Annotated in this window: 12 protein-coding genes; 5 read left to right on the top strand and 7 right to left on the bottom strand. The window is 70.9% G+C overall.

Going from position 1 to position 14,625, the window contains the following annotated elements:
- Positions 1 to 62 precede the first annotated feature (62 nt).
- The 6 genes from AC3A6Y_RS11800 to AC3A6Y_RS11775 are packed head-to-tail and all read right to left on the bottom strand — an operon-like array spanning position 63 to position 8,995.
- Positions 63 to 1,292 carry a catalase family protein gene (locus AC3A6Y_RS11800; RefSeq protein ID WP_487868410.1) on the bottom strand — a complete coding sequence of 410 codons (1,230 nt, stop codon included), beginning with the start codon at positions 1,290 to 1,292 and terminating at the stop codon, positions 63 to 65.
- Positions 1,289 to 2,770: a Dyp-type peroxidase gene (locus AC3A6Y_RS11795; RefSeq protein ID WP_487868409.1), complete on the bottom strand. Its 1,482-nt coding sequence runs from the start codon at positions 2,768 to 2,770 to the stop codon at positions 1,289 to 1,291. Before AC3A6Y_RS11795 ends, AC3A6Y_RS11800 begins: the two co-directional genes overlap by 4 nt.
- A complete protein-coding gene (locus AC3A6Y_RS11790) occupies positions 2,767 to 4,065 on the bottom strand; it encodes a hypothetical protein (RefSeq protein ID WP_487868408.1) in 1,299 nt (432 codons plus the stop codon). Before AC3A6Y_RS11790 ends, AC3A6Y_RS11795 begins: the two co-directional genes overlap by 4 nt.
- 24 nt (positions 4,066 to 4,089) lie before the next feature.
- The gene (locus tag AC3A6Y_RS11785) at positions 4,090 to 4,578 is read right to left on the bottom strand and encodes a hypothetical protein (protein ID WP_487868407.1); all 489 of its coding nucleotides are present in this window, start codon (positions 4,576 to 4,578) and stop codon (positions 4,090 to 4,092) included.
- Entirely contained in the window at positions 4,575 to 6,461 is a 1,887-nt protein-coding gene (locus tag AC3A6Y_RS11780; RefSeq protein WP_487868406.1) for a GMC family oxidoreductase, read from the bottom strand. The genes AC3A6Y_RS11785 and AC3A6Y_RS11780 overlap by 4 nt, the downstream gene beginning before the upstream one ends.
- A gap of 5 nt (positions 6,462 to 6,466) precedes the next feature.
- Entirely contained in the window at positions 6,467 to 8,995 is a 2,529-nt protein-coding gene (locus AC3A6Y_RS11775) for a hypothetical protein (protein ID WP_487868405.1), read from the bottom strand.
- A gap of 163 nt (positions 8,996 to 9,158) precedes the next feature.
- Between AC3A6Y_RS11775 and AC3A6Y_RS11770 the strand changes: the two genes are divergently transcribed.
- Together AC3A6Y_RS11770 and AC3A6Y_RS11765 are read left to right on the top strand one after the other, a co-directional pair.
- Positions 9,159 to 9,326: a hypothetical protein gene (locus AC3A6Y_RS11770; protein WP_487868404.1), complete on the top strand. Its 168-nt coding sequence runs from the start codon at positions 9,159 to 9,161 to the stop codon at positions 9,324 to 9,326.
- An 82-nt stretch (positions 9,327 to 9,408) separates the two neighbouring features.
- Entirely contained in the window at positions 9,409 to 9,819 is a 411-nt protein-coding gene (locus tag AC3A6Y_RS11765; protein ID WP_487868403.1) for a GreA/GreB family elongation factor, read from the top strand.
- A gap of 34 nt (positions 9,820 to 9,853) precedes the next feature.
- On the opposite strand, the gene AC3A6Y_RS11760 is transcribed toward AC3A6Y_RS11765, so the two are convergent.
- A complete protein-coding gene (locus AC3A6Y_RS11760; protein WP_487868402.1) occupies positions 9,854 to 10,687 on the bottom strand; it encodes a c-type cytochrome in 834 nt (277 codons plus the stop codon).
- Between the two features lie 78 nt (positions 10,688 to 10,765).
- On the opposite strand from AC3A6Y_RS11760, the gene AC3A6Y_RS11755 reads away from it, so the two are divergent.
- The 3 genes from AC3A6Y_RS11755 to AC3A6Y_RS11745 are packed head-to-tail and all read left to right on the top strand — an operon-like array spanning position 10,766 to position 14,612.
- Positions 10,766 to 11,164, top strand: a complete 399-nt coding sequence (locus AC3A6Y_RS11755; protein ID WP_487868401.1) for a c-type cytochrome — start codon at positions 10,766 to 10,768, stop codon at positions 11,162 to 11,164.
- Positions 11,161 to 12,096, top strand: a complete 936-nt coding sequence (locus tag AC3A6Y_RS11750) for a cytochrome c oxidase subunit II (protein ID WP_487868400.1) — start codon at positions 11,161 to 11,163, stop codon at positions 12,094 to 12,096. The genes AC3A6Y_RS11755 and AC3A6Y_RS11750 overlap by 4 nt, the downstream gene beginning before the upstream one ends.
- Complete coding sequence (locus tag AC3A6Y_RS11745; RefSeq protein ID WP_487868399.1) at positions 12,093 to 14,612, top strand: cbb3-type cytochrome c oxidase subunit I; 2,520 nt, start codon at positions 12,093 to 12,095, stop codon at positions 14,610 to 14,612. Before AC3A6Y_RS11750 ends, AC3A6Y_RS11745 begins: the two co-directional genes overlap by 4 nt.
- The last annotated feature ends 13 nt before the right edge of the window (positions 14,613 to 14,625 follow it).

Raw genomic sequence — 14,625 nt, 5'->3', positions numbered from 1 at the left:
CTGCGGCGCAGTCGCCGGCGCAAGCTGGGGCGGCGGCTGCCCACGGCCCGATCGAGCCCGCCCTACTCGAACACCTCGTCCCCGGTCGGCTCGTAGTGCGGCACCCCGTTCATGTCGTGCCGCAGCTTCGACAGTTCCCAGTACATCCGCCTTCGCGCCCGGCTCTGGTTGCCCAGCGGCCGGTGCTCGGGCGTGGTGTGCCAGGGGTTGTACGAGAGCTTCTTCGCGAATTCCATCTGCGCCGGCGAATCGAAGCGCTGCTTCGGGATGCGCAGCGTGGCAACGCTGACGCGCGGCGACAGCTTCTCGGGCCACAGCACGCCCGCGTTCTCGATCGGCATCAAGTGCGGATCGGTCTGCATCTGCAGGCGGATGTCGAACTCCACCTCTTCCCGGTTCAAGGTCGCGACCATGGCCTGGCGCAGGTAGTCGTCGGGCGGGCGCAGCGGCAGGCGCGGGATGGGCGTGCGCCGGGCGGACTTCGGCCACACCGAATACTGCATGGCCTGCCCTTCGCCCAGCAGGTAAGGCACGCAGCTGAAGTACGGCGCCTCGAAGGGGCTCGACTGGGTCTTGATGAAGAGCGACTGCATCACCAGGTCCAGCACATGCGATTCGCGCAGGTTGACGAAGTAGAAGATCTGCGCGTTCTTCACGCTCTCGATCTGCAGCGCCGCGTTGGCCTTGACGTCGGGCGTGACGAAGGTGGGCGTGGAGACGCCGAACATGTCCAGCGTGTGCTGCTCCTCCTCCATCAGCTTCGGGCCCGGCACCCCCATCAGCTTGATGCCGATGCTCATGAAGCCCACGTCCTCGATGTCGGGGGTGATGTAGGGCCCGGGCCCGGAGAAGCGCACCCAGGCGTTGAAGCGCCGGGCCTCGGCGTAGATGCCCCGCTTCATGTGCGCGGGGATGTCGTCGTGCACGATGAACTCGGCGCGCACGATGCCCTGGGTCTTGGTGTTGCCGCCGCGCTCGAAGCCGCCGGGCTTCCAGAGATCGCGCATCTGCTGGTTGAAGCTGCGGATGATGGAGTCGACGAACGCCTCCTCGCCGGGCAGCAGTTTCTCTTCGGCGATGCCCAGGCCCTCGTTCGGGCGGCGGCTGTTGATCAGCGCGGTGGTCAGGCGCGCCAGCGGGTCGCGCAGCAGCGCGTCGAAGGCCGGCCGCACGAAGGGATCGAACCTGCGCTCCAGCCGCAGCAGGGCCATGCCGGAGTCGCTGATGAAGTTCTTCAGCGCCGAGCCGGTGTTGGCGCGGGGCGCAGGGCGGCTCGCGTTCGAGTGGTTCATGAGGCTTGGACTTTCGACAGGTAGCGCAGCGCGCCGATGCCCGGCAGGAAGAAGTAGGCCCCGCCCTGCACGGTCACGAACTGGGGCAGGCCCGAAACGCGGCGATCCGGGCCCGTGCCCACGGGCATCGAAAAGCCGTCGGCGAGGCTGCCGTCCGGGTCCGGCAGCCGATGGCCCAGCAGCGGATCGGCCTCGCCGGAGAGGCCGTCGAAGCGCGTGCCCATCAGCCACGCGTTCTGCACGAATTCGAACTGGCGCCCGATGTTCGCGCCCAGGCAGATGAAGTGCAGGCCGGTCTCCTCACCCGGCGCGCCGCCGTACTCGCGGCCCCGGCGCAGCAGGCGATGGAAGCGGGTCGAGGCGACCAGGTCGGGACGCAGAGGGTCCGCGCCGAAGCCCAGCCGCCGCCACAGGCGCGAGAGCGGATTCGCCCAGCCCGGCGGCAGGTCGGCATTGCGCGGGTTGGCGCGGCGGATGTGCGCGCCCAGAGGACAACGCAGGCCGTCGGGGTCGCTGCGGTAGGTGAAGCCGTTGCGCCGCCGCTCGTCTTCCTCGATGCCGTCGATGCGCTCGCGCCCGGGGCCCACGAGCGCCTCGCCGCCTTCCAGCTTGCGTCCGACCATGGCCTCGGCCAGGCGCCGGCGCAGCAGCGAGTCGCCGCCGGCCTGGCGGTCGATGAACTGCCAGAAGCCGTCCACGTCCTGGCGCAGCTGGCGCATCACCAGGTAGCTGCCGTTGCGCCCGAGGTCGGCCATGCCGGGGGCCTCCTCGGCCCGGGGCAGCAGCGCGCCGGGATCGCGTTGCGGCTCCAGCAAGGGCCTGTCGGTGTAGGCACCGTATTCGTTCGGATAGCCCAGCAGGTATTCGCCGAGGCAGGACCGATTGGTAAAGCCGAACTGCTCCTCGTCGCGCGCGGCGCGCCGGCGCTCCCAGTCGACGCGCGGCTGCGAGATGCCGTCGATGAAGCCGAAGGGCTCGGTCTCGCGCAGGTTGGCGGTGAACAGGGCCTCCGTTTCCTCGCAGCCGGCCGCGCACTGGGCGCGCACGGTCGCAAGCCAGCCGTCGAGCTCGCCCGGCACCGCGTAGACCATCGCCAGCACATGCGGCACATCGTGCGGCGCGCCGCCCCACTTCCATCCGGCAGGATCGTTCGCGCCGAGATCGCCCAGCCGCCGTGCCCGGCTCGCGTCGCCGGTCATGCCGGCCAGGAACTCTGCCGAGAAGCCCTCGACGATGTCCCTCGGCACGCCCAGCTTGTCCAGGCCCGGGGCGCTGATGGCGATCTGCAGCGCGGTGCGCGGCGGCGGCTTGCGCTCGCCGGCGGGCGTGACCGGCGCCGTGCCGAGCCAGGCGCGGGCGGCCGCTGCATCGCGGATGCGCAGCAGCAGGAAGCAGGCCTGCGTCAGCCGCTTGTAGCCGAAGCGCACCAGGCCCTGGATGTCTTCGAAGTCGACCGGCGGCGTGTCGTGCGTGCTCATAGCAGCCTCAGCCACGCGAGCGCTTCCGCATCGCTCATGCCCACGCGCTCGAAGCCTTCGCGGATGCGCCGGTTGCGCTCCATGTCGCTGAGCGTGAGGCCCGGGTAGGCCTTGTACCAGACTTGGGTCGGCAGCTGGTGGCCGCGCTGGTAGTACTTGAAGGGCAGCTCGCGGCGCGCGCCCTCCTTGATCAGCCAGGCCGTGCGCGGCCAGCCGAAGCCGTTGCTGAAGACCAGGTTGAGGCCCCAGGCGACCTTGTTGATGAAGTCGTCCATGTAGGCCTCGTGGCTGCCGTCGTAGTTGCTGGCGAACAGCACGCGCAGCTTGTTGTCGAGGAAGACCCAGTGCGCGAAATGGATGGTGCGCACGCGCCCCAGGTGGCCGCGCCCGAAGACATGGCGGCAGGCCCAGGCGATCGCCAGCAGCAGCACCTGCACGAGGCCGGCCCGGAACCGGCCGGGCTTGACGGCGCCCAGCGCGGTGAAGCTGTTGCTCAGGTCGTGGTCTTCCAGCTCCTGCATCTCGCTCACGGCAGCGGCGCGCGGTCGCGGGCAGTACTCCGGGTCGGCGCGTTCGTGCCGCCGCAGCAGCGCGAGGACGAAAGGGAGCGCCGCGAGCAGCAGCGGCGACAGCAGCAGTGCCGCGAACGGCAGGCCGATGGCGTGCAGCGTGTTGCCCGCCCACCAGCCCGGCGGCGTCGGCGCGGGCGGCGTCAGCAGCAGCTCGCCGGCAGCCTGCCGGGTGCGCACGAAGTTCAGCAGATCACGCCGCAGCACCTGCGGATCGATGGCCGCGTCGCGCACCCCGCGCGGCACGCGCGCCGACAGCGCCCGCTGCAGCGCGCTTTCCTCGCGGATCTGCTGCACGGTGCGGCCGATCCGGTTGACGTAGGGCGCGGCCACGGGCCGGTCATGCTCGATCAGCCACTCGAGCAGGTCGTCGCGCAGGTCGAAGCCGCGGCAGTGCAGGAAGATGCGGCGCAGGCCTTCGCCGGCGCGCTGCACCAGCTCGGCGAGCTGGGCCTCGGCGGCGCCGTCGCAGTCGCCCATGAAGAGCAGGTAGGTCGGCAGCTTGGGGCGCGGCAGCCCGAAGACCTCGAGGTCGGCCATGGTCGCGTCGCCCAGTACCGCGAAGCGCGCGAAGTGCAATCGCTCGAAGGCGCCGAACGGCAGCACCGCATTGGCCGGATCGGCCACCCCCGGCGCCAGGGTCATGCCGGCCAGGAGCTTGCGCAGCCCTGCTTCGCGTCCCGGGGCGATGGCGGCGACCACCACGAAGTGCGATTGAGGAGTCACTGCATCCGGATGTGGGATGGCAGGCTAAAACCTGAGGCAGAAGTCGATGAGCCGTTCCTTGCCCCAGTACACCTTGCCCAGGTAGAAGTCCGGCGAGATGAGCCGGATCTCGTCGCGAATCCAGTGGGCCACCACCGAGGTCTTGGAGTAGTCAAGCACCACGCACTCCTTCTGGTCCAGCCAGCTGTCGCCCTTGTAGACCTGGGCCACGATGGCCTGGATGCCGAAGGGGCTGACCTTGTTCTTGAGCACGCCGTGCTCGGGGTCGAAGACCTTGCCCTGCCAGCCGAAGAAGTTGACCATCTTCGCGATCGACTCGGTGTAGCGCGTGCCGGGCGCGATGATCGCGGTGCCCTCGGCCTCGCCGGAGGGAATGTCGCCCGCCGGACTGGCGGTGAAAAGCTCGTCGAGTTGCTGCTGGGTCATGTCGAGCAGCTGCTGCACGTCGTAGGCCATCGCCATCTCCTCGAGTGAAGACCCCGCCGGTGTCCGGTCGGGGTCGGGGACCGTCAATCAGGGCCTGCCGTGTCGACGGGCCCTGCCGCAAGTGGTGTGCGCGCGGCCGCGCGCAGCACCGCATCCGCCGCCTTCTCCGCGGCCATGTAGACCGCGGACGCGATGAAGAAGCCTGGAATGCGCGGGAACACCGAGGCATCGACGACGCGCAGGCGCGGCACGCCATGCACCGCGAAGCTGCTGTCGAGCACCCCGCCGTGCGCCTGCGGGCCGATCGCGCAGGAACACGAGGCGTGGTGGCCCCAGGCGGTGTCGCGCACATAGCCGGCCAGCGCCTCGTCGCTCTGCACGGCCGGGCCGGGCGCGAGCTCCTCGGCGATCCATCCCTTGGCCAGCAGCGGCGCCGTCATGCGGCGCACCTGGCGAATCGCCTCCACCACCGCGCGCAGGTCCTCGCCGCCGGGGTCGTCGGCCTCGTCGAAGTAGTGGAAGTCGACCAGCGGCATGTCGCGCGGATCGGCCGAGCGCAGGCGCACGGTGCCGGCGCGGTTGCGCGTGTGGGCCTTGAGCACGGCCCAGGTCAGCTGATCGGGCTGCTCGCGCACGAACGTCGAGAAGCCGGGGAAGTAGCCTTCGAAGCGCGCGAGCACCGCCATGCAGAAGAGATCGGGCGCAAGACCCGGCCGCATCGCGAAGCGCGAGCGCTGCACCACGCCCAGGGCCGCGCCGTTGGAGGCGTACATGCCCAGCCGCCCTTCCTGCCAGCGGCGCCACTGCGTGTCGTCGCGGTCGAAGCGTGCGCCCTCCAGCACCTCCCAGGGCCCGCGCATGCGGTGCGTGACGGCGACCTCGTAGCGGTCCTGCAGGTTGCGGCCGACGCCGGGCAGCGCGGCACGCAGCGCGATGCCGTGGCGGCGCAGTTCTTCCTGCGGCCCGATGCCCGAGAGCATCAGCAGCTGCGGCGTGTTGAAGGCGCCGCCGCAGAGGATCACCTCGCGCCCCGCCCGCGCCTCGCGGCGTACACCCTCGGCCCCGCTGGGCGCGGCATGGGCGCGGTACAGATGCACGCCCTTGCGGTACTCGACGCCACAGGCCGCGCCGGCCTCGTCGAAGAGCACGCGCGCGGCGAGTGCGTCGAGCTCGATGTGCAGCTTGCCCGGATGCTGCTTCGCCACCTCCAGCAGCCGCTCGCGGATGCCGGCGCGCCGGTGGTCCGAAGTCGACAGCGGCGTGTAGCACAGGCCCTCGAAACTGCCGGGCCAGAGCCGCCGCGAATTGGGATCGCCCAGCCCGCCGCGCACCCAGCGCAGCGTGCTGCGCACCGGCGTGGGCAAGCTGCCGGCGAAGACGCTCGCGCTGTCGCGCAGCACGCGCACCAGGCCGTCGTCGCCCAGCACCGAGAGCGGAATCGCCTTTTCGGTGCGCAGCCAGCCGCCCCAGCCATGCCCCGTCGGATCGAGGCCCACATGGCGCAGCCAGCGCCACAGCGGCCGGTGCCCGCAGTTCTCGATGCGGCGCGCGTAGCCGCGCATGCGCGAGGCGCGCCAGGAACGGTCGCCGGTCAGGCGCGCGATGTGGTCCCAGTCGCAGGCGTGCGGCAGCATGAAGATCATCGCGTTGTGCGCGCTGCAGCCGCCCAGCGCCGCAGCGCGCGGATAGAGCACGCCCTGCCCGGCCTCGTACTTCCAGTCGCGGGACTGCCGCGCCTCGTCGGCATAGTGGCGCACGCGGAAGTTCCAGCTGATGGCCGGGTTCTCGCAGGCGAAGGCATGGAAGGCAGGCACGTCGTAGTCGTCCGGCAAGCGCGGCGCCGAGGCGCGCGGGTCGCCGCCGGCCTCGATCAGGAAGACCCGCATGCCGGACTCCGCCAGCCGAGCGGCCAGCGTGCCGCCGCCGGGGCCGGAGCCGACGATCACGTAGTCCCATTCGGCTTCGGGCATCGGGTTCAGAAGGTCTTGAGGAAAGCGATCAGCGCGCGCTTGTCCTCGTCGTTCAGCTCCGGCTCGCGGCCGAAGGACTTCTCGTCGTCGCTCAAGGCCTCCTGCCGGTTGAACTGCGCGGTGCCGAAGTAGTGGCCGCGGTTGACCACGAAGTCCGGGCACTTGCTGAGCGTCAGCATCGGCTGGCGCAGCTTGGCGAAGTGCTCGCGCAGCTGCTCGTCGGTGGCGTCGGCGGGCGCGCTCTTCAGCGCGCGCCTGAGCTCGATCAGCAACTCGCCCACGTCGCGCACATGGGTCGCCTTCTCGTGCAGCGTGTCGCCCTCGGCGCGCAACTTGAGGTTGGCCAGGAGCGCCACCGGGGTTCCCTTGGGGATGGGGCCGAGCACGACGTCGCCGTCCTGCTCGAACAACCAGGGCAGCCAGCGGTGCAGCGTGCCCTGCATCGGCTGCAGGGCCTCGGGCACGAAGCCGGTGGGCACGGTCACGGTGCTGCGCTCGGTGGTGCGGTCGATCAGGCCTTCGGCCTTCTCGCCCAGCACCGCGTCGCGCTCGCGGCGCTCGGGCCAGAGCATCTGCTCGATCGAGGCCTCGAAGCTGCGCAGGCGTGCGTTGACGGAAGGATCGATGTCGAAGGGCCCGACCGTGTTGTTGAGCAGCAGCGGCGCCGTCGACCAGACGCTGATCAACGAAGGCACGCGCGTGTAGCCGCGCCCGCCGGCCGGCATTGCATAGGGCCGCGGCTCGCCGCTGAAGGGATCGCGCAGCGTCACCGTGCCGACCGAGGGCAACTGCTTGTAGGTCTGCGAGGAGAAGTTGTCCCAGATGTTGCCGGCCAGCGCGTTGGTTGCGAGCGGGCTGCAGACGTTGGTGCGCAGCAGCGTCGCCGGAATGCGTGCATCGGTCGACAGGTAGTTGCCCTGCAGGAAGTCCGGCGCCTGCACGACCTTGCGCATCTCGGCCTTGTACTCGTCGGACTGGGTCCACTTCCAATAGCGCTTGAAGCAGTCGAGGTAGCCGGCGCCGGCGCACTTCGCGGCCGTGAGCTCCAGGGCCGGCGGCGGGGTCGGCCCCTTGCTGGAATGGCAGCGCGCGCAGGTGTCGGCAAAGGCGAGCTTGCCGCGCTCCAGCACGGCCGCGCCGGCCTGCAGGTGCTCGGCGCCGCCGGGCGCGTCCGCGAGCCGGTCGGGCTTGGCCGCCTTGAGGAAGAAGAGCGCCGTGTCGGGCGTGCCGGCCTCGGTGGCCTGCCAGTAGCTGGAGTTCTTCTGCGCGGTCGCGATCGGGATCGGCGTGATGGTCTTGCCGCCCACCACCGGGTTGAAGTGCAGCAGCCATTCCTCGCTGAACAGGCCGATGTTGAGGTAGACCCGGTTGAGCGCGCCCAGCAGGCCCACCGAATCCGCGCCGTCCTTCAGCACATGCGGCGTTCGCACGGTGTCGGGCTTGGTGAAGAAGTCCAGCAGCGGCCCGCTGCTCACGAAGTCGTTGAACTGCCTGTTGTGCAGTTCGCCGGCGCCGAGCTTTTCCTGCCCGATGCGCTTGGCCATCTCCAGCCGGCCGCCGAACTCGTACACGGCGTTCATGGTGCGCGGGTTGTTGATGCTGTCCGTGGAGACCAGCGAGGTGTCCATGCTGCCCGGCCGGTAGGTGTGGGCCAGCTGGAACATGTAGTTGGTGCGGCCTTCGGGCTTGTTGGCGTTGTAGATGAAAAGCCGGTCCACCCACATGTACTGCGCGCCCACGGAGGAGCTGAGGTTCTCGAACTTGGGGCTGTTCGGATCGGCCGGCGGCTTCACCGGGCTGGGGCCGACGTGGCAGAAGCCGCAGGACATGCCCACGCGATACGGGCGCACGAGGTCCTTGCGGTTGTAGTAGCCCGGGTCCGTGTAGTACTTCTCCGCGTCCCATTCCCTGGCGGCCTTGGCATCGAAGGCCGGGTTGGGAAAGAGCCTGAGGCCCGCGATGCCGGTGCCCCATCCGTAGAAGGAACCCACGGGCTGCGTCGTGCCGTCGCCGAGCGACTGGCCGCGCGATCCGGTCTTGACGCCCGGGTACTTGCTTTCGTTCTCGAACGGGTCGGGCCCGCAGTCCTTGCTGCGCACATCGAGCCAGAGGCCGCGGCGGGACTTGTCGGGGCCGGTCGCAGCCTCGAAGCAGGGTTCGTTCACCAGCCCGAAGTAGCTCCAGCGGGTGGCGCGTGAATAGCCGAGGGTGGGATGCGTGCTCACCACCTTCAGCAGGTCGAAGGCGCCGAAGGTGTAGTCGGTCATCTGCGTCCAGAAGCGGTCGTTGCCGCCGCTCCAGACCAGCCACATGTTGCGGCCGCGGACCTCCTCGGGCGTCAGCGCGATGCCGCCGTCCATGTCGCGGAAGTAGTCCTCGGCCGCATGCGGGAAGGAGGCGGCGTCGCGCCCCGCCTGCCTGGCTTCGTCGAGCACCTCGCCGGGCTTCGGGCCCTTGCTGCAGGCCGTGAGGCACAGGATGACTGCGAGCGGCAGCAGCAATCGCTTCGCCGCAGGGCAGCGTCTTGGGATCATGGCCATTCCTCCTGCGTCCGACAACGTCGGTGAACGGGCGATCACGAGGCGCAGTGTGGGTGCGGGGGGTGCGGCTTGCCTATCGGCCATGCGCGCTAACGCGAAGGTCGTAGTCGAGGCTGTTCGCGGCGTGGGGCGATCGCGCCCGGCCTAGAATGGGCCGATGCGCTCCCCGGCCTTCGCCAGCATCCACCTCGACGCCCAGCCCGCCCTGCGCGCGGCCGTGCGTCGTGCGCGTGCGGCCTGCGTCGAGGCCGCGATGCCGGGCGGCCAGCCCGTGCCGGCCGCACTTTCTTCCGCCCGGCGATCCCCCTCCCCCTTTCTTCTTTAGCGCAACCATCGATCGCCGGGCCCCCGCCCCGCGCATTCGCGAGCGCCGTTTGCACACGCGCCCGCATTCGATTGGAGTGCTCATGGCCACCCACACGCCTCTTCCCGGCGAGCGCATGCTCACCGAACTCGATCACGCCCGGCTGCTCAAGCTGCTCGAAAAAACAGGGCCGCATCCGGCGCTCGAAGCCCTGCTCGAATCCGCCGACGTGATCCGCTCGCGCGAGGTGCCGGCCGACATCGTCACCATGAACTCGCAGCTGACGCTGGTGGACGCACGGTCGGGCGAGCGCCGCAAGCTGACCCTGTGCTATCCGCAGGACGCCGAGCCCGCGGCCGGCTTCGTCTCGGTGCTCTCGCCCGTGGGGATCAGCCTGATCGGCCTGCGCCTCGGCGCCACGGCAAGCTGGACCTTGCCGGGCGGCAGCCAGGGCCTCGCCCGGGTGGAAGAGATCCTGTTCCAGCCCGGAGCCAGCGGCGACTACACGACCTGAACGCGCCCGGCGGCAGCGGCCGGCGGCCGCGAACTCAATCGAGCGTCGACAGATAGGCCGCGATGTCGCGCGCATCCTGCTCGGTCAGGCCCATCTCCGGCATGGCCGTGCGCGGGTCGACCTCGTGCGTGCGGCGCAGCCAGCGCACCATGTTGTCGGGGGTGTTGGCGAGCCGGCCGCCGATCATCGCGCGGCGCGCAATGCCGTCGAGCGGCGGCCCGACATGCGTGGAGGAGCCGGTGATGCCGGGAATGCTGTGGCACGCATTGCAGGCGTACTGGTGGAGCGCCCGCGCGCCGCGCCGCGCATCGCCCGGCGCGACGGCCGCCGCCGCTTCGCTCGGGCCGCAGGTGGCCGGGGCGCGCGTCTGCTCCGCATACTGCCGCGCCGTCAGATCGGGCAAGCGCTCCAGAAACGCGACCACCGCCCACAGGTCCTCCTCGGCCAGGCGGTACTCCCAGGCCGGCATGCCGCTCATCTTGATGCCGTGCTTCGTCACCCAGTAGAGCTCGCGCGCATTCCAGTGGTGGCGCGCGTCCACCAGCGGGCCGGGCAGCGGCTGCATGCTCTTGCCGATCTCGCCCTGCGCCACCCCGGGCCCACCGTGGCACTGCTGGCAAGTGGCGCGGAAGCAGGCCGCGCCGCGCAGCACCAGCTGCTCGTCGTCGAGCCGCGGCACCTCGACCCCGCGCGCACGCAGGCGCACCGACTGGCGCATCGCGGTCTCGAGCAGGGTGTGCACCGGCTGCGTGTGCTGGGAAGTCGCCGCCACGTTGTAGAGGCCGCCATACACGACCGCCGCCGCAGCGGCCGCGGCGGCAAGGCCTAGCGCCGCCGTGGTGAGCAGGACGGTCTTCAGGGTTCCCATGTTCTGGCGGCATTGTCCGACGCGCAACAGCGCCGCCCTGTCGGCGCAAGGCGCATTCGCGACGCGAGAATGCCCGCCATGGCCTTCGCCTCGCTGGACCGCCCCGGCCCGCGGACCGCGCTGCTGCTGCTGGTCCCGCTGGCGCTCGCGGCCGGCTGCCTCGGCGGCAGCCGGCTGCCCTACGCCGATGCACCGCGCGCCCAGGTGCTGCGCGGGCAGGCGCTGCTCGCCCAGTACCAGTGCGGCAGCTGCCACGCCATCCCCGAGGTGCCGGCGGCGCGCGGCAGCACCGGGCCTGCGCTTGCGGCCTTCGGCCGGCGCAGCTACATCGCGGGAGAGGTGCCGAACCGCCCCGACACGCTGGCGCGCTGGATCGTCCGGCCGACCGCGCTGGTGCCCGACACCCCCATGCCCGCCATGGGCGTCTCGGCCGACGAAGCCCGCGACATGGCCGCGTACCTGCTGGCGCTCGAATGAGTGGCGCCCTCATGCAGTCGGCCTTGCAGGCGGCGGGCCCGGTGGCAGACACGCTGCTGGGCGTGACCGGCGTGCTGGTCGCCGGCGCGGCGCTGATCTTCGCGGGCGTGATGGCACTGCTCGCGCTCGCCGTTCGCCGCCGCCGGGCGCGGGTGAACGCGCGGTGGTGGGTGCTCGGCGGCGGCCTCGCCTTCCCGGGCGCGGTGCTCGCCGCCCTCTTCGTCTACAGCGAATGGCACAAGCCGCCCTGGCGGGTGGCGCCGCCCAAGGACGCATTGATCGTTGCCGTGACCGGCCACATGTGGTGGTGGGAGCTGCGCTATCGCGATCCGGCCACGGGCCTGGAGGTCGCGGGCGCGAACGAGCTGCACATTCCGGTGGGCCGGCCGGTGTACTTCGCGCTCGCCAGTGCCGACGTCATCCATAGCTTCTGGGTGCCGGCGCTCGGCGGCAAGATGGACATGGTGCCCGGCCGCATGCAGCACCTGCAGCTGCAGGCCGACCGCCCCGGCACCTGGCGCGGCGCCTGCGCCGAGTATTGCGGCGACCAGCATGCGCGCATGGCGCTGCATGTGGTGGCCGAGCCGCCTGCCGCCTTCGATGCCTGGCTTGCCGCGCAGGCCGCGGCCGCCGCGCCGCCGGCCACGGCCGCGCTCGAACGCGGGCGCGACGCCTTCCTTGCGCACCGCTGCAACGCCTGCCACGCGGTGCGCGGCGTGAGCGAGGAAAGCCGCCTCGGCCCGGACCTCACGCATGTGGGCAGTCGCCTGTTCCTCGGCGCCGGCCTCATGCCCAACGATGCCGATGGCCTCGCGCGCTGGGTGGCGCACACGCAGCAGCTCAAGCCGGGGGCGCGCATGCCCTCCTCGCACGAGCGCATCGACGAAGCCGGCCTGCAGGCCATCGCCGCCTGGCTGGACCAGCTGAAATGAGCGATCTGCCCTCTGCCCTGCCCCGGCCCGCGGGCGAGCGCGAGGCGCTGCAGCGCGCCTGGGAGCCCCCCCAGGGCTGGCGCGCGCTCTCGGCCGTCAACAACACGCGCATCGGCGTGTACTACGTCGCGACCGCCATGCTCTTTTTCGTGCTGGCCGGCGTTCTCGCGCTGCTGATGCGCGCGCAGCTGGCCCTGCCCGACAACACGCTGATCGAGCCGCGCACCTACAACCAGCTCTTCACCATGCACGGCACGGTGATGATGTTCCTGTTCGCGGTGCCGATCGTGGAGGCGGTGGCGGTCTACCTGCTGCCCGGCATGCTGGGCGCGCGCGACCTGCCTTTTCCGTGGCTGTCGGCCTATGCCTTCTGGGCCTATGCGATCGGCGGGCTGGTCTTCTTCTGCACGCTGTTCTTCGGCCAGGCGCCCGACGGCGGCTGGTTCATGTACCCGCCGCTCACCGGCAAGGAGTTCTCGCCGGGGCGCGGCGCCGACTGGTGGCTGCTGGGCATCGGCTTCATCGAGATCTCGGCCATTGCCGGCGCGATCGAGCTGATCATCGGCGTCATGCTCACGCGCGCACCGGGCATGACGCTCATGCGCATGCCGGTCTTCGCCTGGGCCATGCTGGTGACGGCGCTGATGATCGTGTTCGCCTTCCCGGCGGTGATCGCGGCAACGACGCTGCTCGAGCTTGAGCGCGCCTTCGACTGGCCCTTCTTCATCGCCGGGCGGGGCGGCGATCCGCTGCTGTGGCAGCACCTGTTCTGGTTCTTCGGGCATCCGGAGGTCTACATCATCTTCCTGCCCGCCGCGGGCATGGTCTCGATGATGATCCCCGCGCTCGCGGGCACCCCGCTGGTGGCCTACCGCGCCGTCGTGGCCGCGCTCGCCGGCGTCGGGCTGGTGAGCTTCGCGCTGTGGATCCACCACATGTTCGCGGCGGGGCTGGGCGATCTGTCGATGATGATCACCTCGGCGGCCAGCTTCCTGGTCGCGCTCCCGAGCGGCGTGCAGGTGTTCGCGTGGATCGCGACGCTCTGGCGCGGCGAGGTGCGGCTCAACGCGCCGACGCTGTTCCTGCTGGGCTTTCATTTCGTCTTCGTGCTGGGCGGGCTGACCGGCGTGATGGTGGCGGTGCTGCCCTTCGACTGGCAGGCGCACGACAGCTATTTCATCGTCGCCCATCTGCACTACGTGCTGATCGGCGGCATGGTGTTTCCGCTGTTCGCGGGCTTCTACTACTGGGCGCCGGTGTTCAACGGGCACCGGCTGTCGGAGCGCTGGGGCCGCTGGGTCTTCGGGCTGATGTTCGGCGGCTTCAACCTCGCCTTCTTCCCGATGCACATCTCGGGACTGCTGGGAATGCCGCGGCGCATCCACAGCTACCCCGGCGACCTGGGTTGGAACGCGCTCAACCTCTTGTCGACGCTCGGCGCCTTCGCGCTGGCCGCGGGCGTGCTGCTGTTCATCGTCGATGCCGCACGCATCCTGCGCCGGCCGCAGAAGGACCACGGCAACCCGTGGCAGGCCGGCACGCTCGAATGGCTGCCGCAGCGCGAATACGGCGTGCGCAGCATTCCCGAGCTCGCCTCGCGCGAGCCGCTGTGGGCGCAGCCGTCGCTGCCGCGGGAGGTCGAGGACGGGCGGCACTGGCTGCCCGGCACCGTCTTCGGCGGCCGCGAGACGCTGGTCACCAGCATCGTCGATGCGCGCCCTCTGCACCTGCTGCGGCTCCCCACCGATGGCTGGTGGCCGCTGCTGGCAGCTGCCGGCACGGCGGGCTTCTTCCTGCTGCTGACGGTGGAGCTGGCGGTGGCGGCCTTCGCCTGCGGGCTGGTCGCGATCGGGGCGGTGCTGCGCTGGCTGTGGGCCTCGGACCAGCCGCCGCCGCGCCCGCGCGCCGAGGTCGCACGAGGGGTGCAATTGCCCGTGAACAGCCGCCGCACCGTCGACTCGCATTCGTGGTGGGCCATGCTCGTCCTGGTGGCGGTGGACATGACGGTCTTCGCCTCCTTCGCGTATGCGCATGTGCATGTCGCGATGGCGGCCGATACCTGCCCGCCGCCCGGCGCCGCGCTGCCGCCGCTGCACTGGCCCTGGGCCTCGGCGGCCTTGCTCGCGGCCGGCTCGCTGCTGATGGCGACGGCACCGCGGCGGCTGCGCGGCGCCGATCCGCGCGGCCAGCGGGGGCTGCGCGTGCACGTGGCGATCGCCATGCTGTGCGCGGCCGGCGCCTTCGGCATCGATCTCTTCGCGCAGGCGCAGGCCGGCCTGAACCCGCAGGCGCAGGCCTGGAGCGCCACCGTCGCCATGCTGCTCGCCTACCAGGGGCTGCATGTCGCCGTGCTGCTGCTGATGGGCGCCTACCTGCTGGCGCGCTCCTTCGCCGGCCGACTGCAGCCGCAGGCACGCGCCACGCTCGACAACACGCTGCCGATGTGGCATTGCGCCAGCGTGCAAGGCGTGGCGGGACTCCTGCTCGTTCAGGCACTGCCGCGCCTGCTGGGCTGAGGGCCGTGCCTCG

It is taken from the genome of Variovorax sp. Soil_C_17, assembly GCF_057657265.1.
Note: the sequence above shows the minus strand (reverse complement) of the source record. Positions and strands in the feature narration are given on the sequence as shown.